The 13,714-nt window shown below is 59.2% G+C and carries 11 protein-coding genes; 8 read left to right on the top strand and 3 right to left on the bottom strand.

Annotated features, from left to right (window positions below):
• Position 1 precedes the first annotated feature (1 nt).
• Together thrB and thrC are read left to right on the top strand one after the other, a co-directional pair.
• Positions 2 to 931 carry a homoserine kinase gene (gene thrB / locus FOT55_RS02925; protein ID WP_049205430.1) on the top strand — a complete coding sequence of 310 codons (930 nt, stop codon included), beginning with the start codon at positions 2 to 4 and terminating at the stop codon, positions 929 to 931.
• Positions 932 to 934: 3 nt separating this feature from the next.
• Positions 935 to 2,224, top strand: coding sequence for a threonine synthase (gene thrC / locus FOT55_RS02920; RefSeq protein WP_147823065.1), 1,290 nt, complete (start codon positions 935 to 937; stop codon positions 2,222 to 2,224).
• Positions 2,225 to 2,270: 46 nt separating this feature from the next.
• Here the strand turns inward: thrC and yaaA are convergent, their stop codons facing one another.
• Together yaaA and FOT55_RS02910 are read right to left on the bottom strand one after the other, a co-directional pair.
• Positions 2,271 to 3,047, bottom strand: coding sequence for a peroxide stress protein YaaA (gene yaaA, locus FOT55_RS02915; protein ID WP_060448178.1), 777 nt, complete (start codon positions 3,045 to 3,047; stop codon positions 2,271 to 2,273).
• A 106-nt stretch (positions 3,048 to 3,153) separates the two neighbouring features.
• Complete coding sequence (locus tag FOT55_RS02910) at positions 3,154 to 4,590, bottom strand: alanine/glycine:cation symporter family protein (protein ID WP_147823064.1); 1,437 nt, start codon at positions 4,588 to 4,590, stop codon at positions 3,154 to 3,156.
• Positions 4,591 to 4,973: 383 nt separating this feature from the next.
• Between FOT55_RS02910 and tal the strand changes: the two genes are divergently transcribed.
• From tal to FOT55_RS02895, 3 genes are all read left to right on the top strand, one after another.
• Entirely contained in the window at positions 4,974 to 5,927 is a 954-nt protein-coding gene (gene tal / locus FOT55_RS02905) for a transaldolase (RefSeq protein WP_004932982.1), read from the top strand.
• A gap of 151 nt (positions 5,928 to 6,078) precedes the next feature.
• Positions 6,079 to 6,666, top strand: a complete 588-nt coding sequence (gene mog / locus FOT55_RS02900) for a molybdopterin adenylyltransferase (protein WP_015376607.1) — start codon at positions 6,079 to 6,081, stop codon at positions 6,664 to 6,666.
• A 124-nt stretch (positions 6,667 to 6,790) separates the two neighbouring features.
• A complete protein-coding gene (locus tag FOT55_RS02895) occupies positions 6,791 to 8,098 on the top strand; it encodes an MFS transporter (RefSeq protein ID WP_147823063.1) in 1,308 nt (435 codons plus the stop codon).
• Positions 8,099 to 8,142: 44 nt separating this feature from the next.
• Here the strand turns inward: FOT55_RS02895 and satP are convergent, their stop codons facing one another.
• A complete protein-coding gene (gene satP, locus FOT55_RS02890; RefSeq protein ID WP_033652984.1) occupies positions 8,143 to 8,742 on the bottom strand; it encodes an acetate uptake transporter in 600 nt (199 codons plus the stop codon).
• Between the two features lie 324 nt (positions 8,743 to 9,066).
• On the opposite strand from satP, the gene dnaK reads away from it, so the two are divergent.
• The 3 genes from dnaK (at position 9,067) to nhaA (ending at position 13,613) form a co-directional block, all read left to right on the top strand.
• Positions 9,067 to 10,980, top strand: coding sequence for a molecular chaperone DnaK (gene dnaK / locus FOT55_RS02885; protein ID WP_004932972.1), 1,914 nt, complete (start codon positions 9,067 to 9,069; stop codon positions 10,978 to 10,980).
• Between the two features lie 106 nt (positions 10,981 to 11,086).
• Positions 11,087 to 12,211 (top strand): molecular chaperone DnaJ, encoded by a 1,125-nt coding sequence (gene dnaJ / locus FOT55_RS02880; protein WP_004932969.1) that lies wholly within the window; start codon positions 11,087 to 11,089, stop codon positions 12,209 to 12,211.
• A gap of 235 nt (positions 12,212 to 12,446) precedes the next feature.
• A complete protein-coding gene (gene nhaA / locus FOT55_RS02875; protein ID WP_025301521.1) occupies positions 12,447 to 13,613 on the top strand; it encodes a Na+/H+ antiporter NhaA in 1,167 nt (388 codons plus the stop codon).
• Positions 13,614 to 13,714 lie beyond the last annotated feature (101 nt).

Raw genomic sequence — 13,714 nt, 5'->3', positions numbered from 1 at the left:
TATGGTTAAGGTGTATGCACCGGCCTCGATCGGTAACGTCAGCGTCGGTTTCGATGTGCTGGGCGCGGCGGTTTCGCCGATCGACGGCACGCTGCTGGGCGACTGCGTCAGCGTCGAAGCCGCCGAAACGTTCAGTTTGCAGAATGCCGGGCGCTTCGTCAGCAAGCTGCCGGCCGAGCCGAAAGAGAACATCGTTTATCAATGCTGGGAGCGTTTCTGCCAGGAGATCGGCCGCGAAGTGCCGGTGGCGATGCGCTTGGAAAAGAACATGCCGATCGGATCGGGGCTGGGGTCCAGCGCCTGTTCGGTGGTGGCTGGGCTGATGGCGATGAACGAATTCTGCGATCGGCCGCTGGATAAAATGACGCTGCTCGGCCTGATGGGCGAGCTGGAAGGGCGCATTTCCGGCAGCGTGCATTACGACAACGTGGCGCCTTGCTATCTGGGCGGCCTGCAGCTGATGCTGGAAGAAGAAGGCATTATCAGCCAGGAGGTGCCGTGCTTTGACGATTGGCTGTGGGTTATGGCCTATCCGGGCATCAAAGTGTCCACCGCCGAAGCGCGCGCCATTTTACCCGCGCAATACCGTCGTCAGGATTGCATCAGCCACGGCCGCTACCTGGCCGGCTTTATTCACGCCTGCCATACCCGGCAGCCGCAGCTGGCCGCCAAATTGATGCAGGACGTGATCGCTGAACCGTACCGCACCCGGCTGTTGCCGGGCTTTGCCGAAGCGCGCAAGGCGGCGCAGGACATCGGCGCGCTGGCCTGCGGCATCTCCGGCTCCGGCCCGACGCTGTTCGCCGTCTGCAACGACGGCGCTACCGCGCAGCGCATGGCCGCCTGGCTGCAACAACACTATCTGCAAAACGACGAAGGTTTTGTTCATATTTGCCGTCTGGATACCGCAGGCGCTCGACTACTGGGATAACGCATGAAACTGTACAACCTTAAGGATCACAACGAGCAGGTCAGCTTCGCGCAGGCGATCAAACAAGGCCTGGGTAAGCAGCAGGGGCTGTTCTTCCCGCTGGAGTTGCCGGCGTTCGAACTGACCGAGATCGACCAGCTGCTGGAGCAGGATTTTGTCACCCGCAGCAGCCGCATTCTGTCGGCCTTTATCGGCGAAGAGGTGCCGGAAGCTGCGCTGAAGAAACGCGTACAGGCCGCCTTTGAGTTCCCGGCGCCGGTGGCGAAAGTGACGGAAGACGTCTCCTGCCTGGAGCTGTTCCACGGCCCGACGCTGGCGTTCAAAGACTTTGGCGGCCGCTTTATGGCGCAGATGCTGGCGGAAGTGGCCGGCGATCAGCCGGTGACCATTTTGACCGCCACCTCCGGCGACACCGGCGCCGCCGTGGCGCACGCCTTCTACGGCCTGAAAAACGTCCGGGTGGTGATCCTGTATCCGCAGGGCAAAATCAGCCCGCTGCAGGAAAAGCTGTTCTGCACCCTGGGCGGCAACATTCACACCGTGGCGATCGACGGCGACTTCGACGCCTGTCAGGCGCTGGTGAAGCAGGCGTTCGACGATCAGGAGTTGAAAGATGCGCTGCACCTGAACTCGGCCAACTCGATCAACATCAGCCGCTTGCTGGCGCAGATCTGCTACTACTTCGAAGCGGTGGCGCAGCTGCCGCAGGAAGCGCGCAATCAGCTGGTCATTTCGGTGCCGAGCGGCAACTTCGGCGATCTGACCGCCGGGCTGCTGGCCAAGTCGCTGGGTCTGCCGGTGAAGCGCTTCATCGCCGCCACCAACGCCAACGACACCGTGCCGCGCTTCCTGACCAGCGGCCAGTGGCAGCCGCACGCTACGGTCGCGACGCTGTCCAACGCCATGGACGTCAGCCAGCCAAACAACTGGCCGCGCGTGGAAGAGCTGTTCCGTCGTAAGGTCTGGCAGCTGAAAGAGCTGGGTCACGCGGCGGTCAGCGATGAGACCACCAAGGAAACGATGCGTGAACTGGCCGAGCTGGGCTATATCTCAGAACCACACGCGGCCATTGCCTATCGCGCGCTGCGTGACCAGCTGCAGGAAGGAGAGTTTGGCCTGTTCCTCGGTACCGCGCATCCGGCCAAGTTTAAAGAGAGCGTAGAAGCGATCCTCGGCCAGGAACTGCCGTTGCCGAAAGCGCTGGCGCTGCGGGCCGATCTGCCGCTGCTGTCGCACTCGCTGCCGGCCAATTTCGGCGAGCTGCGCAAGTTCCTGATGGGACTGCCGGCCTGAAGTTCGGCAGGCTAAAATGCGAAAAGCCGTCTTGCGACGGCTTTTTTTATGCCTGCTCCGGGCGTTTGAACACCAGTTCATTACCCTGCGAGGCGGCTTCGTCGAAGGCGTAGCCTTCCAGGTTGAAGTCCACCAACTGTTCGCTGCGCGTCAGGCGGTTCTTGATGATAAAGCGGCTCATCAACCCGCGCGCTTTCTTGGCGTAGAAACTGATGACCTTGTACTTGCCGTTCTTCTCGTCGAGGAACACCGGTTTGATCAGCGCGCCGTGCAGTTTGGCTGGCTTCACCGCCTTGAAATACTCGTCGGACGCCAGATTGACCACCACGTCATCGCCCTGCTGCTCCAGCGCTTCGTTGAGCTTTTTGGTGATCTGATCGCCCCAGAAGCTGTACAGGTCTTTGCCCTTCGGGTTTTCCAGCTTGATGCCCATCTCCAGCCGATACGGCATCATCAGATCGAGCGGGCGCAGTACGCCATACAGGCCGGACAGCATGCGCAGATGCTGCTGGGCGAAGTCGAAATCGGCTTCGCTGAAATCCTGCGCCTGCAGGCCGGTGTAAACGTCGCCTTTGAACGCCAGCAGCGCCTGACGGGCATTGTCCGGGGTAAATGTCGGCTGCCACTCGCTAAAGCGCGCGGCGTTCAGCCCAGCCAGCTTGTCGCTGATGCTCATCAGGCTGGCGATTTGCGCCGGCGTCAGCTCGCGGCAAATTTTGATCAGCTGTTTCGACTTGTCCAGCAGTTCGGGCTGCGTGAAGCGTTCTGTCGCCAGCGGGCTTTCGTAATCGAGCGTTTTTGCAGGGGAAATAATAACGAGCATGGCCAGATCCTGTTTATCCAAGTGCGGATACTGTAGCAAAAAGCGCGGGAAAAAGGGGCAATCGGTCCAATAGGCCGGGGCGCGTATCGCAGGCGCCCCGGAAAACTCAGCGCGGCGGCTTTTGGTCGTCCCACACGCCCGGCTCCAGCTGCGACTTCAGCTCCGGATAACGGGTGGCGTCGAAGGTTGGCAGCTTGCCCAGGCGGCGTTGGCGATGGTAGTCGTCGGCCAGTTTCAGCGCCACCCGCGACAGCAGCAGGATCGCCGTCAGGTTGGTGATCGCCATCAGGGCCATGGAGGTATCTGCCATTTTCCACACCAGCGGCAGCTCCGCCAGCGCGCCGAACATCACCATGCCCAGCGCCACGCAGCGGAAAATCAGCAGGCCGCCCGGGTGGTTGTGCTCGAGGAACACCAGGTTGCTCTCGGCATAGGCATAGTTGGCGATGATCGAGGTGAAGGCGAAGAAGAAGATGGCGATGGCGACGAACGGTGCCCCCCAACTGCCGACGGCGGTTGACAGCGCGCGCTGGGTCAGATCGATGCCGCTGATGCTGTCGGTCGGCTGATTGAGTATGCCGGAAGAGAGGATGATCGCCGCGGTGGCGCTGCAGATGACGATGGTATCGATAAACACCCCGAGCATTTGCACATAACCTTGCGAAGCCGGATGCGGCGGATAAGGCGAGGCGGACGCCGCCGCGTTGGGCGCCGAGCCCATGCCGGCTTCGTTGGAGAACAGGCCACGCTGCACGCCCTGAGTCATCGCCTGGGAAATACCGTAACCGACGGCGCCGGCCGCGGCTTCCTGCAGGCCGAAGGCGCTTTTGAAGATCAGCGCCAGGATCGCCGGCATGTGTTCGATGTTATGGCCAATCACCCAGAGAGCCAACAGCAGGTAGGCGCCGGCCATCAGCGGCACCACCAGTTCGGCCACTTTGGCGATGGAACGGATGCCGCCGAAGATCACCACGCCGCTCAGCAACACCAGGCCGATGCCGACGTGCAGCGGCTGCAAATGGAAGGCGACGGCGGAGGCCTGGGCGATGGAGTTGGCCTGCACGGCGTTGAATACCAGGCCGAACGCGATGATCAGGAAGATGGAGAACAGCACGCCCATCCAGCGCATGCCGAGACCTTTTTCCATGTAATAGGCCGGGCCACCGCGGTAGTTGCCGTTATCGTCTTTGGTTTTGTAGAGCTGAGCCAGCGAGCTTTCCACAAAGGAGGTGGCCATGCCGATAAACGCCACCACCCACATCCAGAAGATGGCGCCGGGGCCGCCGGCGGTGAGGGCAATGGCGACGCCGGTCAGGTTACCGGTGCCGACGCGCGCCGCCAGCGTGGTACAGAGCGCCTGAAAAGAGGAGATGCCGGCGCTGTCGCTTTTATTGCTGTTTTTCAACACCGAGAACATGTGGCTGAAGTGGCGAAGCTGGATAAAGCGGGTACGCAACGTGAAGTAGATGCCGGTGCCGAGCAACAGATAAATCAGCACTGACCCCCACAAAATGTTGTTTATAAAATTCATCAGGTCCGTCAAGGGATCCCTCCTCTTATCGAAATGTCATGCGCACCTGTCAGCATCCACCGCAGGTGAAAAACATTGGCCTATTTTTTACAAGAGCTTAGCTGGAATCGGTCCGGCGTCAGTCGATTAAGATTTTTCGCAGATTAGCGGACGAATTGCATCAATTTTTTCGAATTTAACATAATTTATTCGGGCGATAGCACGTTATTGCCTTTCCATCCGCTCGGTTATGGCGAAAGATATCGGCGTAAACGGTTGCTCGCCCAAGGATAAAACAGATGCTTGCGCGCCGCGGTTTTCCAGCCTTGCGCCGGGCTTGGCGCATGTTATTATCAGGGCAGGGCATGGTTGAACAATGCCAAAAGTTCATGCACAAACGATGAGATAATGCCAACATGACCGACAAATTAACTTCCCTGCGCCAGCTGACTACAGTGGTTGCAGATACGGGTGATATCGCGGCAATGAAGCTGTATCAACCGCAGGACGCCACAACCAACCCTTCGCTGATCCTCAATGCAGCCCAAATTCCTGAATACCGCAAACTGATTGACGAAGCCATCGCCTGGGCGCGCGGCCAGAGCAGCGATCGCGAGCAGCAGATCGCCGACGCCGCCGACAAGCTGGCAGTCAACATCGGTCTGGAGATCCTCAAACTGGTTCCGGGCCGCATCTCCACCGAGGTTGACGCGCGTCTGTCTTACGACACCGTTGCCAGCGTGGCCAAGGCCAAGCGCCTGATCAAGCTGTACAACGAAGCCGGCATCAGCAACGATCGCATTCTGATCAAACTGGCCTCGACCTGGCAGGGCATCCGCGCGGCGGAGCAGCTGGAGAAAGAAGGCATCAACTGTAACCTGACGCTGCTGTTCTCCTTCGCTCAGGCTCGCGCCTGTGCCGAAGCCGGCGTTTACCTGATCTCGCCGTTCGTTGGCCGTATCCTCGACTGGTACAAAGCCAACGGCGACAAGAAAGAGTTCGCCCCGCACGAAGATCCGGGCGTGATCTCCGTGACCGAAATTTACCAGTACTACAAACAGCACGGTTACAACACCGTGGTGATGGGCGCCAGCTTCCGTAACGTCGGCGAAATCATCGAACTGGCCGGCTGCGACCGCCTGACCATCGCGCCTGCGCTGCTGAAAGAGCTGGCGGAGAGCGAAGGCGCGCTGGAGCGCAAACTGTCTTACACCGGTGAAGTGAAGGCGCGTCCTGCCGCACTGACCGAACCTGAGTTCTACTGGCAGCACAACCAGGATCCGATGGCGGTTGAGAAACTGACCGACGGCATCCGCAAGTTCGCCGTAGACCAGGGTAAACTGGAAAAAATGATCGCCGACCTGCTGTAATTCCTGCAGATCGCGCAGTAAAAAGGTGGCTCAGGCCACCTTTTTTTATGCCCGACGCTCCCGCCGGCGGGGGAAGCCCTTATACTCTCGGCAATGACAACAGAACGGGAGACGAACCCGTTCGGACCCCATCAGGCTGTAGAGGTTACGCATGGATATTTTACGTATTGGTTTGGTTTCCGTTTCTGACCGCGCTTCCGGCGGCGTTTACCAGGATAAAGGCATTCCGGCGCTGGAGGAGTGGCTGGCCGGCGCGCTGGCGACGCCGTTCAAGCTGGAAACCCGGCTGATCCCCGATGAGCAGACGCAAATTGAACAAACGCTGTGTGAGCTGGTGGACGAAATGGGCTGCCATCTGGTGCTGACCACCGGCGGTACCGGGCCGGCGCGTCGCGACGTCACCCCCGACGCCACGCTGGCGATCGCCGATCGCGTGATGCCCGGCTTCGGCGAGCAAATGCGTCAGATCAGCCTACACTATGTGCCAACGGCAATTCTTTCTCGCCAGGTGGGAGCGATCCGCAAGCAGGCGCTGATCATCAACTTGCCCGGCCAACCGAAGTCGATCAAAGAAACGCTGGAAGGGGTAAAGGATGAGCAGGGCAATGCGGTGGTGCACGGCATCTTCGCCAGCGTGCCTTATTGCATTCAACTGCTCGACGGGCCTTACGTCGAAACGCACGCCGCGGTGGTAGCAGCATTTCGGCCAAAGAGCGCGCGTCGCGAGATAAACCTCTAAATTTCAGCGTTCTGCGAGATCGGCTTCAGCCCGTCTGGTGTGAAAATAATTTGCCGTTATAGTAAGGATTCTTTTACAGAAAGCCTGCGGCTTTTATTTTTACAGCCTTTACCGACGGTGCCCTATGCCTCACGACACTAATCGCCGGCTGAACCGGCAAGACTACAAAACGCTGACGTTGGCCGCGTTGGGCGGCGCGCTGGAGTTTTACGACTTCATCATCTTCGTGTTCTTCGCCGCCGTGGTCGGCGATCTGTTCTTCCCGGCGGACATGCCGGAGTGGCTGCGGCTGGTGCAAACCTTCGGCATCTTCGCCGCCGGCTATCTTGCCCGCCCGCTGGGCGGCATCGTGATGGCGCACTTCGGCGATCTGGTCGGCCGCAAAAAGATGTTTACCCTGAGCATTCTGCTGATGGCGTTGCCGACGCTGGCGATGGGTCTGCTGCCGACCTACGCCAGCATCGGCATCGCCGCGCCGCTGCTGCTGCTGTTGATGCGCGTGCTGCAAGGCGCGGCGATCGGCGGTGAGGTGCCGGGCGCCTGGGTCTTCGTCGCCGAACACGTGCCGCGCCGGCGCATCGGCTTCGCCTGCGGCACGCTGACCGCCGGGTTGACGGTAGGCATCTTGCTGGGTTCGGTGGTGGCGACGGTGATCAATACCACGCTTAGCCCGCAGAGCATCGCCGGCGGCGGCTGGCGTATTCCTTTCCTGTTGGGTGGCATGTTCGGCTTGGTGGCGATGTACCTGCGCCGCTGGCTGCAGGAAACGCCAATCTTTATCGAGATGCAGGCGCGTAAAGCGCTGGCCGAAGAGCTGCCGCTGAAATCGGTGGTGCTCAATCACAAACGGGAAGTGGCGGTGTCGATGCTGCTGACCTGGTTGCTCTCTGCGGGTATCGTGGTGGTGATCCTGATGACCCCAACCTATCTGCAAAAACAGTTCGCCATTGCGCCGGCTTTGACGCTGCAGGCCAACAGTATCGCCACCATCATGCTGATCGCCGGCTGCATTGTCGCCGGTTTGTCGGCCGATCGCTTCGGCGCCAGCAAAACGCTGGTGGTCGGCAGTGTGCTGCTGGCCGGCTGCAGCTGGCTGTTCTATCAAACGGTGGGCGTGCGCCCGGAAATGTTGTTCGCCTGCTATGCGCTGGTGGGCTTCAGCGTAGGCGTGGTGGGGGCCGTGCCGTATGTGATGGTGCGGGCCTTCCCGGCAGAAGTGCGGTTTACCGGCATCTCGTTCTCATATAACGTCTCGTACGCTATTTTTGGCGGTTTAACCCCTATTTTTGTGACGTTGATCATGAAATTGACCCCGTTAGCGCCCGCTTACTATGTGCTGGCGCTGTCGCTCATCGGGCTGCTGCTCGGCGTCTACCTGCATCGCGACCTGAACAGCGAAGCCGGCGAGCGGCGAGCCGGTTCCTACAGCTAAAAAAAAGCCCTGCACTGCAGGGCTTTTTCGTCAGGGAAGGGCGATTACGCCGTGACCGGCGATGCCGCGACGCGGGCCGGAGCCGGCTCGCCAATTGGCAGCACGGTGCGGCCGTATTGCTCGTTGAGCACTTCGGCCATCGCCAGGTAAATGGCGCTGGCACCGCAGATGATGCCCTCATAACCGGCGAAGGTCAGCAGCGCGTGGTTGCCGGTGATGTTGCCGACGGCCAGCAGGGCGAACAGCAGCGTCAGGCTGGCGAACACGAACTGCAGCACGCGGTTGGCGCCCAGGGTGCCAAAGAACATGAACAGGGTGAAGACGCCCCACAGCGCCAGGTAGATGCCCAGCACGTGCGCCTCGGTGGCTTCAGCCAGGCCCAAACGCGGCAGCAGCAGCAGGCCGACCAGGCTCAGCCAGAAGCTGCCGTAGGCGGTGAACGCAGTCATGCCGAAGGTGTTGCCCTTCTTGTACTCCAGCAGGCCGGCCAGGATCTGGGCCAGGCCACCGAAGAAAATCCCCATGCTGATGATGGCGGAGTTCAGTGGGAAAAAGCCCGCGTTGTGCAGGTTCAGCAAGACGGTGGTCATCCCGAAGCCCATCAGGCCGAGAGGGCCGGGATTCGCCAACTTGTTGGTGTGCATAAGTCCTCTGCGATAACAGAAAATTAACGGAAACAGCGAAGTAAAATCATAAATGGTCTGAATGGCCAAAAAATCGAAGTTTTCCACCAGAGCGCGCGCATCATAATGATCCCCGCAGCCGGAAACAATGATCTGAATGACGATAAAAAAAGAAATTTTTTTCGCCTTGCCCCTTGATGCCGGACGGGATGGCCCCATCTTATTTGCAACCGCAGCTGCTAACCGCGGGTCGCACTGAGATATCGGGCAGTTGAAAAGCAAAAAATCGCCCGCATATAGGTTAGCAACCTGACTGATTATGAATTTTTTAGTGGAGACGTTTAGATGGGCAAAATTATTGGTATCGACCTGGGTACTACCAACTCTTGCGTAGCAATTATGGATGGTGCCAAGGCACGCGTGCTGGAAAACGCCGAGGGCGACCGCACCACTCCTTCTATTATCGCATATACCCAGGACGGTGAAACTCTGGTTGGCCAGCCGGCTAAGCGTCAGGCAGTGACCAACCCTGAAAACACCCTGTTCGCCATCAAGCGCCTGATCGGTCGCCGCTTCCAGGATGAAGAAGCGCAGCGCGACAAAGCGATCATGCCGTACAAAATCGTCGAAGCCGACAACGGCGACGCCTGGCTGGAAGTGAAAGGCCAGAAAATGGCTCCGCCGCAGATCTCTGCGGAAGTGCTGAAAAAAATGAAGAAAACGGCGGAAGATTACCTGGGCGAACCGGTAACTGAAGCGGTTATCACCGTACCGGCTTACTTCAACGACGCCCAGCGTCAGGCGACCAAAGACGCCGGCCGCATCGCGGGTCTGGAAGTCAAACGCATCATCAACGAACCGACCGCTGCGGCCCTGGCCTACGGCCTGGACAAAGAAGTCGGCAACCGCACCATCGCGGTTTATGACCTGGGCGGCGGTACTTTCGATATCTCTATCATCGAAATCGACGACGTTGACGGCGAAAAAACCTTTGAAGTGCTGGCGACCAACGGTGACACCCACCTGGGTGGCGAAGACTTCGACAGCCGTCTGATCAACTACCTGGTGGAAGAGTTCAAGAAAGATCAGGGTATCGATCTGCGCAACGATCCGCTGGCGATGCAGCGCCTGAAAGAAGCCGCTGAGAAAGCGAAGATTGAACTGTCTTCCGCTCAGCAGACCGACGTTAACCTGCCGTACATCACTGCAGACGCGACCGGTCCAAAACACATGAACATCAAAGTGACTCGCGCCAAACTCGAGTCTCTGGTTGAAGATCTGGTTGCGCGTTCTATCGAGCCGCTGAAAGTGGCGCTGAAAGACGCAGGCCTGTCGGTTTCCGACATCCAGGACGTGATCCTGGTGGGCGGCCAGACCCGTATGCCAATGGTGCAGAAGAAAGTCGCAGACTTCTTCGGCAAAGAACCGCGTAAAGACGTGAACCCGGACGAAGCGGTTGCCGTAGGCGCTGCGGTACAGGGCGGCGTGTTGGCCGGTGATGTGAAGGACGTTCTGCTGCTGGACGTGACCCCGCTGTCGCTGGGTATCGAAACCATGGGCAGCGTGATGACGCCGCTGATCACCAAAAACACCACGATCCCGACCAAGCACAGCCAGGTGTTCTCTACTGCGGAAGACAACCAGTCTGCAGTAACCATCCACGTGCTGCAGGGTGAGCGTAAGCGCGCCAGCGATAACAAATCTCTGGGCCAGTTCAACCTGGACGGCATCCAGGCGGCACCGCGCGGCATGGCGCAGATCGAAGTGACCTTCGATATCGATGCCGACGGCATCCTGCACGTGTCTGCCAAAGACAAGAACACCGGTCGTGAGCAGAAGATCACCATCAAGGCATCTTCTGGCCTGAACGAAGACGAAATCCAGAAAATGGTGCGCGATGCCGAGCTGAACGCTGAAGCTGACCGCAAGTTCGAAGAGCTGGTACAGACGCGTAACCAGGCGGATCACCTGATCCACGGTACTCGCAAGCAGCTGGAAGAAGCGGGTGACAAACTGCCGGCGGAAGATAAAACGGCGATCGAAGCGGCGCTGAAAGATCTGGAAGCGGCGGTGAAAGGCGAAGATAAAGCCGAGATCGAAGCGAAGACTCAGGCGCTGGTGCAGGTTTCCGGCAAGCTGCTGGAAATGGCTCAGGCGCAGCAGGCTCAGCAGGGTGCTGACGCCGGCGCGGACAACGCGGCGCAGAAAGACGACGACGTGGTTGACGCTGAGTTCGAAGAAGTTAAAGACAAAAAATAATCGCCCTTAAGCGGGCACGGGGCGGCCGAGATGCCGCTACCGGAAACCAGCACGGGCGTCGAGGCAACTCTGCGCCCGTGCACGCATGTTAAGGGTAAGCGAAAGAATGGCGAAGAAAGACTATTACGAGATTCTCGGCGTCAGCAAGACGGCGGATGAACGTGAGATCAAAAAGGCGTATAAACGCCTGGCGATGAAATACCATCCTGACCGCAACCAGGAACAAGACGCCGAAACCAAGTTTAAAGAAGTTAAAGAAGCTTACGAAGTCCTGACCGACGACCAGAAACGCGCGGCCTACGACCAGTATGGCCACGCGGCCTTTGAACAGGGCGGCATGGGCGGCGGCGGCTTTGGCGGCGGTGCCGACTTCAGCGATATCTTTGGCGACGTGTTTGGCGATATCTTCGGCGGAGGCCGCCGTCAGCGCGCCAGCCGCGGTTCTGATCTGCGCTATAACATGGAGCTGACCCTCGAGGAAGCGGTACGTGGCGTCACCAAAGAGATCCGCATCCCGACGCTGGAAGAGTGCGACGTCTGCCACGGCAGCGGCGCCAAGCCGGGCAGTTCACCGGTCACCTGCCCAACCTGTCACGGTCAAGGCCAGGTGCAAATGCGTCAGGGCTTCTTCACCGTGCAGCAGGCGTGTCCACACTGCCATGGCCGCGGCCAGATCATCAAAGATCCGTGCAACAAGTGCCACGGTCACGGCCGGGTTGAGAAATCCAAAACGCTGTCGGTGAAAATTCCGGCCGGCGTCGATACTGGCGACCGCATCCGCCTGGCGGGTGAAGGCGAAGCCGGCGAGCACGGCGCACCGGCGGGCGATCTGTACGTTCAGGTGCAGGTGAAGGCGCACCCGATCTTCGAACGTGAAGGCAACAACCTGTACTGTGAAGTGCCGATCAACTTCGCCATGGCGGCGCTGGGCGGCGAGATTGAAGTGCCGACGCTGGATGGCCGGGTGAAACTGAAGGTGCCTTCGGAGACCCAAACCGGCAAGCTGTTCCGCATGCGCGGCAAGGGTGTGAAATCGGTGCGTGGGGGCAGCCAGGGCGACCTGCTGTGCCGCGTAGTGGTGGAAACACCGGTCAATCTGAACGACAAGCAGAAGCAACTGTTGCGTGAGCTGGAAGAGAGCCTGGGCGGCCCATCCGGCGACAAGAACAGCCCGCGCTCGAAGAGCTTCTTCGACGGGGTGAAAAAGTTCTTTGACGATCTGACTCGCTAACCTTCTGTTTCTGTTGGTTTATGTTAGAACCCCGGGCATTTGCCCGGGGTTTTTATTTGCGTGCTACAACGCTCATTCCCTAAGAATAATGTGATTTACTCGTGCTTTTGATCGGTTTTTTCGAGTTATTTAGCATTTATAAACTTATTTTTTCGAACTAAAACGCCCTCTATACTCACTTCATGACTGTGGTTCGCAGGGCGCTACGTCCTGCACAGATTTGGAGAGACGTACTGTGACCAACATCATTCGTCAATTTTTACGTCAGGAAGCCGCGGGCGGCATCATTCTGATCGCGGCGGCGATCGTCGCCCTGATCATGGCCAACAGCCCGGCGCAGGGGATCTATCAGGCATTCCTTAACCTGCCGGTGATGGTGAAAATTGCTTCGCTGGAGATCGCCAAGCCGCTGCTGCTGTGGATCAACGACGGCCTGATGGCCATCTTCTTCCTGGTGGTGGGGCTCGAGGTCAAGCGCGAGCTGATGCAAGGCTCGCTGTCCGGGCGTGACAAGGCGGTATTTCCGGCGATCGCCGCACTGGGCGGCATGCTGGCGCCGGCGCTGATTTACCTGCTTTTCAACGGCGCGGATGAAGTCACTCGCCAGGGTTGGGCGATCCCGGCCGCGACCGATATCGCCTTCGCGCTGGGCGTAATGGCGCTGCTGGGCAACCGCGTGCCGACTAGCCTGAAAGTATTCCTGCTGGCGTTGGCGATCATCGATGACCTGGGCGTGATTATCATCATCGCGCTGTTCTACACCCACGAAGTGTCGATGGTGGCGCTGGGCGTGGCAGCGGCGGCGACGGTGCTGCTGGCGGTGATGAACTGGCGTGGCGTGGGAAAAACCTCGCTGTATATGATGGTTGGCCTGGTGTTGTGGGTGGCGATCCTCAAGTCCGGGGTGCACGCGACGTTGGCCGGGGTGATCGTCGGCTTTATGATCCCGCTGAACGTCAAGAAGGGGCCATCGCCATCGGAAACGCTGGAGCATGAGCTGCACCCGTGGGTCGCGTTTATGATCCTGCCGCTGTTCGCTTTCGCTAACGCCGGGGTCTCTTTGCAGGGCGTATCGCTGGAAGGATTGACGTCGCTGCTGCCGGTCGGGATTGCGGCTGGCTTGTTTATCGGTAAGCCGCTGGGGATTTTCCTCTTCAGCCTGCTGGCGGTAAAAATGGGCATCGCCCGTTTGCCTGAAGGCATCGGCTTCAAACAGGTATTTGCCGTTTCGGTGCTTTGCGGTATTGGTTTCACCATGTCGATTTTTATCGCCTCGCTGGCGTTCGGCGAGGCGGATATGGCGCTCAGCACCTATTCCCGTCTGGGGATCCTGTTGGGCTCGACGGCTGCGGCGGTGGTAGGGTATGGATTGCTGCGTCTGGCGTTGCCGCGCGTACGTTAATCCTGAATGTGCCCGGTAAGGGCACATAATAAAATGGCTGGTCGGAGCTGTACGGTATAAAATATGTGCAGCTTCGGCCGTTCTTCGTTGGGACTAATGGG

The sequence above is a fragment of the Serratia bockelmannii genome (assembly GCF_008011855.1).
Classification (GTDB): domain Bacteria; phylum Pseudomonadota; class Gammaproteobacteria; order Enterobacterales; family Enterobacteriaceae; genus Serratia; species Serratia bockelmannii.
This window is presented reverse-complemented; position numbering and strand designations above follow the sequence as displayed.

Bases quoted from the DNA above. Each gene is read 5' to 3' on its own strand.
- thrB (WP_049205430.1), top strand. From the start codon at position 2: ATGGTTAAGGTGTATGCACCGGCCTCGATCGGTAACGTCAGCGTCGGT.
- thrC (WP_147823065.1), top strand. From the start codon at position 935: ATGAAACTGTACAACCTTAAGGATCACAACGAGCAGGTCAGCTTCGCG.
- yaaA (WP_060448178.1), bottom strand. From the start codon at position 3,047: ATGCTCGTTATTATTTCCCCTGCAAAAACGCTCGATTACGAAAGCCCG.
- tal (WP_004932982.1), top strand. From the start codon at position 4,974: ATGACCGACAAATTAACTTCCCTGCGCCAGCTGACTACAGTGGTTGCA.
- mog (WP_015376607.1), top strand. From the start codon at position 6,079: ATGGATATTTTACGTATTGGTTTGGTTTCCGTTTCTGACCGCGCTTCC.
- FOT55_RS02895 (WP_147823063.1), top strand. From the start codon at position 6,791: ATGCCTCACGACACTAATCGCCGGCTGAACCGGCAAGACTACAAAACG.
- satP (WP_033652984.1), bottom strand. From the start codon at position 8,742: ATGCACACCAACAAGTTGGCGAATCCCGGCCCTCTCGGCCTGATGGGC.
- dnaK (WP_004932972.1), top strand. From the start codon at position 9,067: ATGGGCAAAATTATTGGTATCGACCTGGGTACTACCAACTCTTGCGTA.
- dnaJ (WP_004932969.1), top strand. From the start codon at position 11,087: ATGGCGAAGAAAGACTATTACGAGATTCTCGGCGTCAGCAAGACGGCG.